This is a genomic window from Janthinobacterium sp. J1-1 (assembly GCF_030944405.1).
Lineage (GTDB): Bacteria > Pseudomonadota > Gammaproteobacteria > Burkholderiales > Burkholderiaceae_D > Janthinobacterium.
This window is the reverse complement of the sequence record NZ_CP132339.1, coordinates 1,679,954-1,692,956: the sequence shown is the minus strand read 5'-3', so window position 1 is coordinate 1,692,956 and position 13,003 is coordinate 1,679,954. Positions and strand designations below refer to the sequence as shown.

Sequence of the window (13,003 nt, the reverse complement as noted above, 5' to 3'; positions counted from 1 at the left end):
TCAGTCCATCATGGGCAGGTTCAGGCCATTGCGTTTGGCGCAGGCGGCCGCCGTTTCATAGCCGGCATCGGCATGGCGCATCACGCCCGAGCCGCTGTCGTTGACCAGCACACGCGCCAGGCGTTTTGCCGCGCTTTCCGTGCCGTCGGCCACGATCACCATGCCCGCATGCTGAGAATACCCCATGCCGACGCCGCCGCCATGGTGCAGCGAGACCCAGGTGGCGCCGCCGGCCGTATTGAGCAGGGCGTTCAGCAGCGGCCAGTCGGAGACGGCGTCGGTGCCGTCTTTCATGCTTTCCGTTTCGCGGTTCGGGCTGGCGACCGAGCCCGTATCGAGGTGGTCGCGGCCGATCACGATGGGGGCCTTCAGCTCGCCCGTGCGCACCATCTCGTTGAAGGCCAGGCCGGCGAGATGACGCTCGCCCAGGCCCAGCCAGCAGATGCGCGCCGGCAGGCCCTGGAAGGCGATGCGTTCGCGCGCCATGTCCAGCCAGTGGTGGACCTGCACATGCTGCGGGAACAATTCCTTGATCTTGGCGTCGGTTTTATAGATATCTTCCGGGTCACCCGACAGCGCCACCCAGCGAAACGGCCCGCGCCCTTCGCAGAACTGCGGGCGGATATACGCCGGCACGAAACCGGGAAAATCGAAGGCGTTCTGCACGCCCTGGTCGAACGCCACCTGGCGGATATTGTTGCCATAGTCGACCGTGTGCACGCCCATCGCATGAAAATCCAGCATCGCCTGCACGTGCGCGGCGCAGGAGTCGGCGGCGGCCACCGCCAGGCGCGCATGGCGCTGTGGGTCCTGCTGCGCCGCCTTCCAGTCCGACACGCTCCAGCCGCGCGGCAGATAGCCGTTGACCAGGTCGTGCGCCGAGGTCTGGTCCGTCACCAGGTCCGGCAGCGGCCCGCCCGCTTTCGCGCGTTTGACCAGTTCCGGCAGCAGTTCGGCCGCGTTGCCCAGCAAGCCGATGGAGATCGCCTCCTTGCGTTCGGTGTGATATCGGACCAGCGCCAGCGCGTCGTCCAGATTGGCGGCCTGCTTGTCCAGGTAGCGCGTGCGCAGGCGGAAATCGATGCTGCTTTGCTGGCATTCGATGGTCAGCGAGACGGCACCGGCCATGGTGGCGGCCAGCGGCTGCGCGCCGCCCATGCCGCCCAGGCCCGCCGTCAGTATCCAGCGCCCGGCCCAGTCGCCGCCGAAATGCTGGCGGCCCGCTTCGGCAAAGGTTTCATAAGTACCCTGCACGATGCCTTGCGTGCCGATATAGATCCAGCTGCCGGCCGTCATCTGGCCGTACATGAACAGGCCCTGGCGATCGAGTTCGTTGAAATGTTCCCAGTTGGCCCATTTCGGCACCAGGTTGGAATTGGCGATCAGCACGCGCGGCGCATCCACATGCGTGCGAAATACGCCGACCGGTTTGCCGGACTGTATCAGCAGCGTCTGGTCCTCCTCCAGTTCACGCAGCGAGGCGAGGATCTGGTCGAAACAGGCCCAGTTGCGCGCGGCGCGGCCGATGCCGCCGTAGACCACCAGGTGCTGCGGATGCTCCGCCACCTCGGCATCGAGATTGTTCTGCACCATGCGGTAGGCCGCTTCGATCTGCCAGTTCTTGCAGGCCAATTGCGTGCCGCGCGGGGCACGGATGCTGCGGCTGGCGTCGAAGCGCGGATCGCTGTCCATGTTGTTCATGCTGTCTCCTCTCAAGGGGGAAAGCGGGCATGCGTGGCCCGCTTTTATGTGACAAGCATAGGTTGTCTATACAAGCAAGTCAACCGGTTTTGTTTTACTTTTTCTCAAATATTCGCTTCCCCGCCAGCCACGTCTGCAGCACCTGCGTCTTGCCAATCGCCGCCGGCGCCACGGTAAACAAATCCTGGTCGACCACGATAAAGTCGGCCCACTTGCCCTTTTCCAGCGAGCCTATGACTTTTTCCTGGTGCCCCGCCCACGCCGCGTCCAGTGTAAAACAGCGCAGCGCTTCGGTGACCGTCATCGCCTGCTGCGGATACCAGCCGCCCGCCGGCAAGCCTTCATTGTTCTGCCGCGTGACAGCCGCGTGGATGCCCTCGAAGGGATTCGGCGACTCGATCGGAAAATCGGAGCCGCAGGCGATGCGCGAACCCTGTTTCAGAAAGGTGCGCCAGGCATAGGCGCCCTTGATGCGCTCGGGGCCCACGCGCTGTTCGGCCATGTTCTGGTCGGAGGTGGCGTGAGTCGGCTGCATCGACGGCACGATGCCCAGGGTCTTGAAGCGCGGGATATCGGCCGGCCGCACCACTTGCGCGTGTTCGATGCGGTGGCGCAGCCCCACATTGTCGTACTGCCTGGTCAAGGCCTGGTAACCGTCGAGCAGCTGACGGTTGCCGGCGTCGCCGATGGCGTGCACATTGACCTGGTAGCCGGCGCGCATGGCCTTGTCCATCCGCGCCCGCATCGCGTCATCGTCATGAAACAGCAGGCCGCGCGTCTCGGGCGAGTCGCTATAGGGTTCGATCAGGGCCGCGCCGCGGCTGCCCAGCGCGCCGTCGGACAAGAGTTTCACGGCGCGCAGCGCATACAGGTCGTGCGCGTAGCTGTTCAAGGGACCCATTTTCGACAGCGCGTCAAAGTCGGCCGTGACGTCAAAAATCATGCCGTACACGCGCACCGTCAGCTTGCCGTGATCGGCGTAGTCGCGGTACAGCCGGTCCTGGGCCACGTCGATGCCGGCGTCGTGCACGCTGGTCAGGCCCACTTGCGCCAGCTGCGCCAGCGCACCGTCGAGCGCCGCGCGGTTGTCCGCCTCGCCTGGTTTCGGCAGCACCTGGTCCATCAGGTCCATGGCGTTATCGACCAGCACGCCGGTGGCGTTGCCCTCACCATCGCGCACGATCTTGCCGCCGGCCGGGTCTTGGGTGTCGCGCGTGATGCCGGCCAGCGCCAGCGCGCGGCTGTTGGCCCAGCCCGCATGACCGTCAACCCGGCGCAGCCAGACCGGCCGCGCGCTCCCCGCCGCATCAAGCTCCAGCGCGGTAGGAAAGCGCCCCAGCTTCCAGATTTCCTGATTCCAGCCATTGCCGGTCACCCAGCCGCGTTCGGGATGCGCGCGTGCAAATTCGCCAACTGTCTTGACTGCTGATTCGAGCGAAGAAGAACCGTACAGCATCACGCCGCTGGCAATCGCACCCAGGCCGAACACATGGCCATGCGCGTCGATCAGGCCTGGCAGCACGGTCTTGCCCTGCACGTCAATGTGCGTGGCGCCCCTGGCCGCCTTGCGCTTCACCTCGGCAGCCGTGCCGACGGCGACGATCCTGCCCGCGTCGTCAAACGCCAGCGATCCAAAGCGCAGCAGCTTGCCGGCGGCGTTCAGGGTGTAGCCGTTGGCGTTGTCGATCACCGTATCGGCTTGCGCGACGCCGATGGCGGCCAGGCAGGCCAGGGCGATCAGGGTACGGTGCAGTTGCGGGGCGGGCATGTCCATCTCCAGGTCGTCAAATAAAAGACGAGTGTATAGAAATGCACAAAATGGTCAATCAGGCATTGCAGGGCGTATCGGCTGGCGCAGCATCAGCCAGTAATCGGCTCCCGTGACGGCTTCCGCGTAGCGGCCCGCCACTGTAAAGCCGAGCCGGCCGTAGAACGGCAGGCTGCGTTGGTTATAGGTCTCCAGGAAACACACGGCGCCGGCCTGGTCGACGGCCGCCAGGCCCGGCGCCAGCACCGAGGCGCCCAGCCCACGTCCCTGCGCGGCGGGCGCGATGCCGGCAATCGACAGATACCAGGCGTCCTGCAGCGCATGCTGTGCCAGCGCGTGTTCCATATTGGCGACAATCGCCGTGAAATTGGCCGAACCCTGTGGCCCCAGCAATTCGCGCAAGGCCGCTTCGCGCTGCGCATACGCCGCCTGGCGCAGCGGCAGCGGCGCATCGGTGGTCCAGATGGCGGCGCCATGGCCAAAGCCATCGGCCAGGTCGACGCGGCCGGTCTGGAAGCCTTCAACCAGCGCCAGCGCGAAATAGGTGGTCAGCATGGCCAGACGAGCGGGTTCATCTTCACCGCAGGCGACCGTGACGCTGCGGTAAAACGGATCGTCTATCAGGGCGGCGGCCAGACTGGCGGCGGCGGCATGGGTCTGCTGTGCGGTATCGGTCATGTGCTGGTTCTTTTATCGAAAGTGATGGCCTGCATCTTAACGCAAGGGCTTGTCGATTGCGCCGTGTCAACAAGACCGGTTCGCGACAGGCCTACGCTGGCGTTTTATCGCGGAGCCCATCATGACGCGCCACCATGTGATCAGCACCACCGGCTGCGATGTGTTTCATGCACTCGTCACGCACTACCGGAACAGCCTGGGCGCGCGCTTCGACAGCATGGTCGTCACCTATTCCGACGGCGGCAAGCCCGTGCTGGGCGCCACCCTGCGCGACGCCAAGAGCGGCTGCGAAATGCACCGGCGCGCCGGCCAGGCCGGTGAATGCTGGTGCTGTGGCTACGACGAGCAGCTGGAATTCGTGTCGCAAACCGGCGTGCCGCTGGCGCATGCCGATTACAGGATCAGCGTCAGCAATGGGGAAACGTGCACGGGGACGACGGATGCCAAGGGGCGTACGGAGCGCATCACCAGCAAGCAGGAGGCGCAGATTACCGGGGCCGAGTTTTTTCCCCAGGCGGACAAATCGCCGTGCTGCGCAGCGTCACCCGCACATGCCAAGGCGGCCGGCAAGACGGTCGAACTGCGGGACGTCAAAACCACCGACAAGGATCTCGGTTCGTCGGTCAGGAAAGTGACCGTGAAAGACAAGGTACGCCCGCTGACCAAGGGGGAGATCGATATGGCATGGATGGTGTTCGAGGATGCGATCGACTACGGCAAGGTCAAGGTGCATGCGGAGCCATATTTATGGTTTGGCTTGCAGCCCAAGGATGTGGCGATGACACCAAATGGGGAGATGTATTTTCATGAGTCGGAGTTCAGGGAGGATTTCTCCAAGGAAAGTTCCAAGCAAAAACACTGGTTCATTCATGAGATGGTGCATGTGTGGCAGTTTCAACTGAACTACCCGGTAAAGATAAGAGGGGCAATTCGGTTAGGACTCGATTACAACTATGTGCTATCAAAGAAGCAAAGATTAGCTGACTACAATATGGAGGCCCAAGGCGATTTATTGGCTGACTATTTCGTCTTGATGTACTTACATGAGCCAAAGGCGATGAGTCAGGAAAAATACGCTAATTCACTACCGCTCTACAAGGAGGTACTGTGTGATTTCTTTGCAAATCGAAAAAATAAAAAAAATCTGCCTGGCTACAATATTGAGCGCGATGATGTTGTTGATATCCCATGATGCGCTCGCCAGGTCACGCATGGCGAAGGCAGAAGTTCACTCGGTCAAGGGTGTACCTTGCTTTACCATTTCCGAAAAAGAAGAAAGGCGCAATGGCCAGCCCTACTTGGGCGCACTGATTGTCTCGGATCTCACTGACAAGCCGGTATCAGAGGTATGGGGATTTCTCATGACCGGCGGCAAGAAGGTTTTGCTGACGTCAAAAAGCTGCCTTCTTTACGGAAACCTTCCTTCTGGAGCATCTGGATTACCCGCGCCCGCATTGAAGACTGGCCATGTATATGAAGTATTTCTGAATGGCAGGCCCAAGGACGGCAGCGATCCCACGTATGGTTATGCTGGCAAATTCTGCGTGGCTGACAGCATGAACGGGATGCAGAAGATTATTCCAGTCACCAGAGAGATGCAGGAGTGGATAGATGAAACCTGCCCCGTCAGTTCACCTTCCAAATAGTACGGAGCGCACCATGCAATACCGGCACACCATGCTTTATCTGCTTGCCACGCTCGCTTGCAGCCAAGCCCAGGCATGGTCGCGTATGGCTTACGCTGAAGTAAGCCTGGTGAACGGCCTGCCATGTTTTTCCATCTCCAAAAAAGAGGAGAAACGTAACGGCATTCCGCAAATTGGCGCACTGAACGTGTCCGATCTCTCAGTCAAACCGGCGATCAAGATATGGTCTTTCATCTTGCCTGGCGCAGAGTCCATTCCTGTGCGCGCCAACTCTTGCATCCGGTATGGAACTGCGCCAGCAGGCGCAGAGACCAGAACAGCGCCACCGCTCAAGACCGGACGACTGTATGACGTGTTCCTTAATGGCAGACCAAACGACCCTGCTGATCCCACACAGGGATATGTAGGAAAATTTTGCCTGACCGCCAAAGCAGGCGGTGGCCATGAACTTGTTGTGGTGACCAGCGATATGCGGGAGTGGAGGGACGAAGTCTGTCCAGGCGCCTCTCCATCCCAATAAGACCAGCCATGTCCTTGCGCTACGAGACACTGTTTGTTTTGCTTGTCGCCACTGGCATGGATGCTTGCGCGATGTCGCGGATGGCGCAAGCCGAAGTCCAGTCCGCCTATGGCGTGCCTTGCTTCACAATTTCTCTTAAAGAAGAAAACCGCAATGGTCAGCCCTTGTTGGGAGCATTAAGCGTTTCAGACCTGTCAGGCAAGCCCGCTACGGACACATGGAGCTTTTTCATGACCGGGGGAAGAAAAATCCCGCTCTCATCAACAAGCTGTCTTCGATATGGCGAACTCCCTGAAGGAGCAAAGACAGCGGCCAGCATGCCTGCACCTGAATTGCAGACTGGAAGGGTCTACAGCATATTCCTCAATGGAAGACCAAATGATCCGTCCGATCCCACCTATGGCTACAGAGGAAAGTTTTGCATCGTCGTTTTGCCTTCCGGAGATCGAGAGATTATTGCTATCGACAGCGATACACAAGCTTGGAAAGATGAGGTTTGCCCAAGTTCCCCGCCATCCCGATAAGGCCGGCACGACTACCAGATAGTATCGCGCCACATCGACCGTCATCAGTCCCGGCGTCAGTACCTCTGCGCTTTTTAAAGAGGAGTCTAGTGATGTGTTCAAGAATCGTAAAGGCCCCAAAAATCTGCCTGGTCACAATATTGAGCGTCAGCCTATGGTGGATATCCCCTGATGTATCAGCGTACTCACGCATGACTGACGCTGTCGTGACATCATCCGACGGCATCCCTTGCTTTTCAATCACAGCGAAGGAAGAAGCCCGCAATGGTGTGCCCATGCTGGGTGCGTTGATCGTTTCCGACCTGTCAGTTCGACCAGTCAAAAAAGTATGGTCTTTTTTCCTGCCGTCAACGACACAACTGCCTATCCATGCAGCTTCGTGTATTCGCTATGGAGAATTGCCAACGATGGCGAATGGCATCAGTCCAGGGAAACTTATTACTGGGCATTTTTATAGCGTTTTTTTGAATGGTCGCCCCAAGGACCCGTCTGATCCCACGTATGGCTACAAAGGCAAGTTCTGCATTGCAACCAAGGCCGACGGCGGGCAACAAGTCATCGCCATCACCAGCGATATGCCGGCATGGCGGGATGAAGTCTGTGCCAGCGCTCCGCCGCCTCAATAATACGGAGAGTTCCATGAGGTATCCCCGCTTGCCGTACCGCCACTTGCTGCTTGCATTACTCATCGCACCGGCTTGCATGAATGCATGCGCATGGTCGCGCATGGCTTACGCTGAAGTACGCATGGTGAATGGCCTGCCATGCTTTTCCATCTCCAAAAAAGAGGAAAAACGTAACGGCATTCCACAAATTGGCGCACTGAACCTGTCCGATCTCTCCGTCAAACCGGCGATCAAGCTATGGTCTTTCATCATGCCTGTCATGGTCACCATTCCTGTCCGCGCCAGCTCTTGCATCCTGTATGGAGTAGCACCTGCAGGCGCGGAGACAAGACCGGCACCACCGCTAAAGAGCGGACGACTATATGACGTGTTTCTCAATGGCAGGCCCGACGATCCCTCCGATCCCACACGCGGATACATAGGGAAATTTTGCCTGGCCGCCAAAGCAGGCGGTGGTCATGAACTTGTTGTGGTGACCAGCGATATGCGGGAGTGGATAGATGAAACCTGCCCCGTCAGTTCACCTTCCAAATAGTCCGAAGCGCGCCATGCGATACCGGCATACCATGCTTTATCTGCTTGCCACGCTCGCTTGCAGCCAAACCCATGCATGGTCGCGCATGGCAGATGCCAGGGTTCACGCCATCAATGGTCAACCATGCTTCACCGTCTCGAAAAAGGAAGAAGCACGCAATGGCACGCCCTTGCTTGGCGCACTGACGGTCTACGATATCTCAAGCAAACCTGCCGAAGAAGCCTGGTCTTTTATTTTTTCCGGCACGACTACCATGCCCATCCATGCAAAGGCATGCTTTCTATATGGACACGCGCCGGCAATAGCAGAGGCAACTGCTGCTGCAAAGTTAAAGGAAGGTACGATGTACAGCATCTTCCTGAACGGCAGGCCGGATGATGCAGCCGATTTCACCTACGGTTACAAAGGCAAGTTCTGTATCACTGTCACGGCCAATGGCGAACAGCAAGTCGTTCCCATTACCAGGGAGATGCCCGCGTGGCGGGATGAAATCTGTCCAGCGCCATCACCCTTACCTTGAAGGTTCTTGTCCAGGCGCACTCGCCGGTGCCCTGAACCACTCCTCCGGCTTCACCACCTGCGACTGTTGCGGGTCGGCCATATAGTGCGGCGAGACCATCTGCACGCCGAATTCGTTGAAGACGTCGATGATGTTCTGGTGCAGCTGGTTCAGCACCTCGGCGCGCTGGCGCGGCACTTCCGCGCTGGCGTAGGCGACCAGGCGGTATTGCACATAATAATCGTGCAGGGCCAGCTGCATCACATAGGGTTTCGGCGTGCTGGACAGTTCCGTGGTGCGGGCGGCGGCCAGTTCCAGCATGGCGTGCACCTGGCGCCACGGCGTGGCGTAGCCGATGGTTACCGAGGCGTCGAGCACGAAGCCGCCGCCGGGCTGGGCGCGCGAGAAATTTTTCGTCGTCTGCGACATGATCCAGGCGTTCGGCAAGGCCACCTCTTCGCCGAGGCCCGTGCGCAGGCGCGTTTCGAACATGCCGACGTCGACCACCGTGCCTTCGCTCTCGCCGACGCGCACGTACTCTCCCTTGCGCAGGGCGCGCGTGTACATCAGGATCAGGCCGCTTGCACCTTGTCCCACGATGCTCGACGCGCCGATCGAGACCATCAGGCCGACCAGCACCGACAGGCCCTGGAAGGCGGCCGTATGCGAACCGGGCAAATAAGGGTAGGCCATCGCCAGCGCGAACAGCCAGATCACCACGCTGGTGATGCGGCGTGTCGGCAGGGCCGTGTCCTGGTCCAGCCAGCCGATCTGCAATTGCCCGCTTTCCACGCGCTTGAACAGCGAAGCGGCGGTGGCCGCCACCAGGCGCGCGATGGCGAAGATCACGCACACCAGCACCAGGCCCGGCAGGGCGCCCAGGATGGACTGCACCACATCGGCGGCCACCTCGAGCAGGTAGCCGCTGAGGCGTTCGCCCCAGGCGCGCGTGTACGGCAGGCGGCCCAGCACGAAGGCCAGCCACAGATAGGTGGCCATCAGGCGCAAGCCCCACAGCACGGCGCTCAGCAACTGGTAGGCAAAGGCGATGTAGTGTTCGGCGTCCAGCACGCGCACGTTTTTCAGGCGCACGTCGCGCAGGCGCGAGGCCAGCAGCACGCCGCTGCGGCGCCGGGCCCAGCGGTGCAAGCGCGTCAGGCCCAGCCAGGCCAGCCAGAAAACAAAGGTGGCGGCCAGGCAGATGCCGGCGGCGGTCGCCAGGTAGCGCCAGTTGCCCTGTTCACGGTGCTCCTCCAAGGCCTTGACCAGTTCGCCGGCGGCCTCCATGGCCACGCTTTCCGTGCTGTCGCCGGCCAGCTGGTTGATGTCGCCGGGCAGCACGACAAACAGCTGCACCCCATCGAGCAGCACTTGCGTGCCTTCGGGAATCATGTGGGTGGTGGCCTTGAGCGCGCCGTGTTTCGCCAGCACGCCGGCCAGGCGCCGCTGCGCGCCGGCCGCCCGCTCCTCGGGCGGATAGCCGGCCAGGGTGGCGCGAAACACGAAGACGGTGCGGTTGGCAAACGTCAACGGCGCCGTCTTGTCCACCTTGGCCTGCACCTTGGCGGCAGCCAGCGCCAGCGCCGGGGTGGAGGCTTCTTCGGCATGGGCGCCGGGCAGCAAGAAGATCAGGCAGAGAAAAAACAGGCGAAAAAGCGCAGGCATGGCAAGCAAGAAGATGACGGGGAAGCGGCCATCATGCCACGGCTTCAGCTGGTGTCATGAAAAATCACGCCCAAGGTATGGCGCGTGCCCGAGCGCAGGCGCGACACGCCATGGCGCATGCCGACTCTGTAACTGCCGCGCACGCCATTCACGGGGCGCTGCGCGACGGGAAAGATGACGGCGTCGCCCTGCAGCAAGGGCACCACTTCCACGCGCGACTGCATGCGGGGACGCTGTTCCGTCAGCACGAATTCACCGCCCGTAAAATCCAGCTGCGGGCGCGACAACAGCACGGCCAGTTGCAGCGGAAACACATGCTCGCCATACAGGTCCTGGTGCAGACAGTTGTAGTCGCCTTCGCCGTAGCGCAGCAGCAAGGACGTGGGCCGCACCTGCCCCGCCGCATGGCAGCGTGCCAGGAAGGCGTCATGTTCCGTCGGAAAGCGTGCCTCCAGCCCCAGCGCCGCCTGCCAGCGGTTGGCGATCGCCGCCAGCGGCGCATACAGCGCCATGCGCAGGGCGGCCACCGGTTCCGGCAGCGGATAGGCGAAATACTGGTATTGGCCGCGGCCAAAACCATGGCGCTCCATCACCACCCGGCTGCGAAAGCGTTGCGGCTCGTCATATTGCGCCGCCAGCGCTGTACAGGCCGCCGGCGCCAGCAGGCCCGGCACCAAGGCGCAGCCATGGCGGTTGAGGTCGTCCTCGATGGCCTGCCAGTCAAGCGCCGTTTTCATTTGCCCGCCTCGCGCTCGAGCAGTTGCCGCTTGCGCTCCACGCCCCAACGATAGCCGGACAGCGCGCCGTCGTTGCGCACCACGCGGTGGCAGGGAATCGCCACCGCCAGCGCATTGGCCGCGCAGGCGCCCGCCACGGCGCGTGCGCCGGTGGGCACGCCGATGCGCCGCGCCAGTTCCGCATAGCTGACGGTGCTGCCGGCGGGAATTTCGCGCAGCGCCTGCCAGACGCGCTGCTGGAAGGCCGTGCCGCGCACGTCGAGCGGCAGGTCCAGGCCCAGGGCGGGCGCCTCGACCATGCCGATCACCTTGGCCACCGTCTGCTCGTAGTCCGGCTCGGCGCCGCGCAGGTCGGCCTGCGGAAAGCGGTCCTGCAGGTCGCGCAGCAGCATGTCGGCATCGTCGCCCAGCAGAATCGCGCACACGCCCTTGCCGGTGCTGGCGACCAGCAGCGCACCGAGCGAACAGGCGGCAATCGCGAAGCGGATCACGGCGCCGCTGCCGCCGGCGCGAAAGGCGCCCGGCGTCATGCCCAGCAAGCCCGGCGTGGCGGCATAGAAACGCCCGCTGGAATTGAAGCCGGCCGCATACAGGGTATCGGTCACCGTGCCCGGCTGGGCCAGGCCGGCCTTGACCCGTTCGCCACGGCGCGCCGCCGCATAGGCTTTCGGCGTGATGCCCGTGTGGGCCTTGAAGACGCGGTGAAAATGAAAGCGGCTCATGCCGGCCGCCTGCGCCAGGGTGTCAAGGTCGGGCATGGCGTCGCTGGCCTCGATCAGGCGGCAGCTTTGCGCGACGATGGCGGCCTGGCGCTCGGCCAGCGGCGGCTGGCCCGGCTTGCAGCGCAAGCAGGGGCGAAAACCGGCCGCTTCCGCTTCGGCGCAACTGGCGTGGAAGGCCACGTTGACGCGCAGGGCCGGGCGCGCCGCGCACGACGGGCGGCAGTACACGCCGGTGCTGCGCACCGAATAATAAAACTGGCCATCGGCCTTGCTGTCGCGCTGGCGCACCGCGTCCCAGCGGGCTTCGTCGTTTGTATACAGTTGCTCCATGGCGCACTCCCGTTTTGTTCATCACTGGCCGCCATCGTGACACGCGCCGACCCTGGCCGCACTCCGGGTCTTGCTTTTGAATTCGACGACCGGCTGCGCCAAGGGCGGCGGTGCTAAAATCGGCCAGCGCGCCGCCATGTGGCGGCGTGCCTTGCCTCGCGCATCGGAGAGATTGCATTGGACGACCAGATTACACAAGAAAATACGCCCATTTTCCAGCGCATCAAGGATTTTCTGTTGGCCGGCATCGCCGCCGGCCGCTGGAAGGAAGGCGACGTGATCCCGTCCGAACAGGCGCTGGTCAAACAGTTTGGCGTCTCGCGCATGACGGTCAACCGCGCCGTGCGCGAACTGACCAGCGAGCAGGTGCTGACGCGGCGCCAGGGAGCCGGCACCTATGTGGCGCAACAGAAGTACCAGGCGACGCTGCTGGAAATCAAGAATATCGCCGATGAGGTGCGCGCGCGTGGCCATTTGCACCGCAGCAAGCTGCAAGTGCTCGAACACGTCAAGCCATCCGAGCTGATGGCCAGGCAGTTCGGCCTGCCGTCCGAGCAAAAGCTGTTCCATTCGCTGATCGTGCACTTTGAAAACGCCGTGCCGATCCAGGTCGAAGACCGCTGGGTCAATCCCGCCTGCGCACCGGACTACTTGGCGCAGGATTTTGCCACCATCACGCCGAACGAATACCTGATGGCGGCCGCGCCGCTGCAGGGCGCCACCTACAGCATCGAAGCCCTGTCGGCGCCGCGCAATATCGCCGAGATGCTGGCGATCGACATGAAACAGGCTTGCCTGGTGCTGCGCCGCCAGACGCGGTCAGACGGCAAGATTGCCTCGATTGCCACCATGTGGCATCCGGGCCACCGCTACCAGTTCGCCGGCTCGTTTAGCTGACTTGCAGCAACTATCATGATGCTATCTTTATTAGCATGATTTTCATGCTTTTTTCTCTCGAATTCTCACCGGCCCGGCAGAAAATTGGCGATTCCGTGAGGAAAAATATGCCTTTGCCACAGTGCTTGAAGTTAGATAGTCGGCATAAATATTCG

Annotated in this window: 14 protein-coding genes; 8 read left to right on the top strand and 6 right to left on the bottom strand. The window is 61.8% G+C overall.

Annotation, left to right across the window (positions count from 1 at the left end):
• The 3 genes from hutU to Q8L25_RS07635 form a co-directional block, all read right to left on the bottom strand.
• Nucleotides 1–1,701: a urocanate hydratase gene (gene hutU / locus Q8L25_RS07645; RefSeq protein WP_308924289.1), complete on the bottom strand. Its 1,701-nt coding sequence runs from the start codon at nucleotides 1,699–1,701 to the stop codon at nucleotides 1–3.
• A 94-nt stretch (nucleotides 1,702–1,795) separates the two neighbouring features.
• Nucleotides 1,796–3,469 carry an amidohydrolase gene (locus Q8L25_RS07640; protein WP_308924288.1) on the bottom strand — a complete coding sequence of 558 codons (1,674 nt, stop codon included), beginning with the start codon at nucleotides 3,467–3,469 and terminating at the stop codon, nucleotides 1,796–1,798.
• A 54-nt stretch (nucleotides 3,470–3,523) separates the two neighbouring features.
• Nucleotides 3,524–4,147, bottom strand: a complete 624-nt coding sequence (locus tag Q8L25_RS07635; protein ID WP_308924287.1) for a GNAT family N-acetyltransferase — start codon at nucleotides 4,145–4,147, stop codon at nucleotides 3,524–3,526.
• A gap of 121 nt (nucleotides 4,148–4,268) precedes the next feature.
• Here Q8L25_RS07635 and Q8L25_RS07630 point away from each other — a divergent pair, with 121 nt between their 5' ends.
• The 7 genes from Q8L25_RS07630 (at nucleotide 4,269) to Q8L25_RS07600 (ending at nucleotide 8,518) form a co-directional block, all read left to right on the top strand.
• Nucleotides 4,269–5,339: a hypothetical protein gene (locus Q8L25_RS07630; protein WP_308924286.1), complete on the top strand. Its 1,071-nt coding sequence runs from the start codon at nucleotides 4,269–4,271 to the stop codon at nucleotides 5,337–5,339.
• The gene (locus Q8L25_RS07625; RefSeq protein ID WP_308924285.1) at nucleotides 5,257–5,793 is read left to right on the top strand and encodes a hypothetical protein; all 537 of its coding nucleotides are present in this window, start codon (nucleotides 5,257–5,259) and stop codon (nucleotides 5,791–5,793) included. The genes Q8L25_RS07630 and Q8L25_RS07625 overlap by 83 nt, the downstream gene beginning before the upstream one ends.
• Entirely contained in the window at nucleotides 5,759–6,313 is a 555-nt protein-coding gene (locus tag Q8L25_RS07620) for a hypothetical protein (RefSeq protein WP_308924284.1), read from the top strand. Before Q8L25_RS07625 ends, Q8L25_RS07620 begins: the two co-directional genes overlap by 35 nt.
• 8 nt (nucleotides 6,314–6,321) lie before the next feature.
• Entirely contained in the window at nucleotides 6,322–6,837 is a 516-nt protein-coding gene (locus Q8L25_RS07615; protein ID WP_308924283.1) for a hypothetical protein, read from the top strand.
• Between the two features lie 191 nt (nucleotides 6,838–7,028).
• A complete protein-coding gene (locus tag Q8L25_RS07610) occupies nucleotides 7,029–7,463 on the top strand; it encodes a hypothetical protein (protein WP_308924282.1) in 435 nt (144 codons plus the stop codon).
• A 13-nt stretch (nucleotides 7,464–7,476) separates the two neighbouring features.
• A complete protein-coding gene (locus Q8L25_RS07605) occupies nucleotides 7,477–7,998 on the top strand; it encodes a hypothetical protein (RefSeq protein WP_308924281.1) in 522 nt (173 codons plus the stop codon).
• Nucleotides 7,999–8,029: 31 nt separating this feature from the next.
• The gene (locus tag Q8L25_RS07600) at nucleotides 8,030–8,518 is read left to right on the top strand and encodes a hypothetical protein (protein ID WP_308924280.1); all 489 of its coding nucleotides are present in this window, start codon (nucleotides 8,030–8,032) and stop codon (nucleotides 8,516–8,518) included.
• On the opposite strand, the gene Q8L25_RS07595 is transcribed toward Q8L25_RS07600, so the two are convergent.
• Genes Q8L25_RS07595 through ada form a run of 3 tightly spaced genes read right to left on the bottom strand, consistent with a single transcriptional unit; the run spans nucleotide 8,510 to nucleotide 11,951 of the window.
• On the bottom strand, nucleotides 8,510–10,162 hold the full coding sequence (locus Q8L25_RS07595) for a mechanosensitive ion channel domain-containing protein (RefSeq protein WP_308924279.1): 1,653 nt from the start codon (nucleotides 10,160–10,162) through the stop codon (nucleotides 8,510–8,512). The genes Q8L25_RS07600 and Q8L25_RS07595 overlap by 9 nt on opposite strands.
• A gap of 44 nt (nucleotides 10,163–10,206) precedes the next feature.
• Nucleotides 10,207–10,899: a 2OG-Fe(II) oxygenase gene (locus Q8L25_RS07590; RefSeq protein WP_308924278.1), complete on the bottom strand. Its 693-nt coding sequence runs from the start codon at nucleotides 10,897–10,899 to the stop codon at nucleotides 10,207–10,209.
• The gene (gene ada / locus Q8L25_RS07585) at nucleotides 10,896–11,951 is read right to left on the bottom strand and encodes a bifunctional DNA-binding transcriptional regulator/O6-methylguanine-DNA methyltransferase Ada (RefSeq protein WP_308924277.1); all 1,056 of its coding nucleotides are present in this window, start codon (nucleotides 11,949–11,951) and stop codon (nucleotides 10,896–10,898) included. Before ada ends, Q8L25_RS07590 begins: the two co-directional genes overlap by 4 nt.
• 177 nt (nucleotides 11,952–12,128) lie before the next feature.
• Here ada and hutC point away from each other — a divergent pair, with 177 nt between their 5' ends.
• Nucleotides 12,129–12,848: a histidine utilization repressor gene (gene hutC, locus Q8L25_RS07580; protein ID WP_308924276.1), complete on the top strand. Its 720-nt coding sequence runs from the start codon at nucleotides 12,129–12,131 to the stop codon at nucleotides 12,846–12,848.
• Nucleotides 12,849–13,003 lie beyond the last annotated feature (155 nt).

Coding starts and splice junctions, on each gene's coding strand:
- Q8L25_RS07610 (WP_308924282.1), top strand. CDS start 7,029: ATGACTGACGCTGTCGTGACATCATCCGACGGCATCCCTTGCTTTTCA.
- ada (WP_308924277.1), bottom strand. CDS start 11,951: ATGGAGCAACTGTATACAAACGACGAAGCCCGCTGGGACGCGGTGCGC.
- Q8L25_RS07640 (WP_308924288.1), bottom strand. CDS start 3,469: ATGCCCGCCCCGCAACTGCACCGTACCCTGATCGCCCTGGCCTGCCTG.
- Q8L25_RS07630 (WP_308924286.1), top strand. CDS start 4,269: ATGACGCGCCACCATGTGATCAGCACCACCGGCTGCGATGTGTTTCAT.
- Q8L25_RS07605 (WP_308924281.1), top strand. CDS start 7,477: ATGAGGTATCCCCGCTTGCCGTACCGCCACTTGCTGCTTGCATTACTC.
- Q8L25_RS07615 (WP_308924283.1), top strand. CDS start 6,322: ATGTCCTTGCGCTACGAGACACTGTTTGTTTTGCTTGTCGCCACTGGC.
- Q8L25_RS07635 (WP_308924287.1), bottom strand. CDS start 4,147: ATGACCGATACCGCACAGCAGACCCATGCCGCCGCCGCCAGTCTGGCC.
- Q8L25_RS07600 (WP_308924280.1), top strand. CDS start 8,030: ATGCTTTATCTGCTTGCCACGCTCGCTTGCAGCCAAACCCATGCATGG.
- Q8L25_RS07590 (WP_308924278.1), bottom strand. CDS start 10,899: ATGAAAACGGCGCTTGACTGGCAGGCCATCGAGGACGACCTCAACCGC.
- hutU (WP_308924289.1), bottom strand. CDS start 1,701: ATGAACAACATGGACAGCGATCCGCGCTTCGACGCCAGCCGCAGCATC.
- Q8L25_RS07620 (WP_308924284.1), top strand. CDS start 5,759: ATGAAACCTGCCCCGTCAGTTCACCTTCCAAATAGTACGGAGCGCACC.
- Q8L25_RS07595 (WP_308924279.1), bottom strand. CDS start 10,162: ATGCCTGCGCTTTTTCGCCTGTTTTTTCTCTGCCTGATCTTCTTGCTG.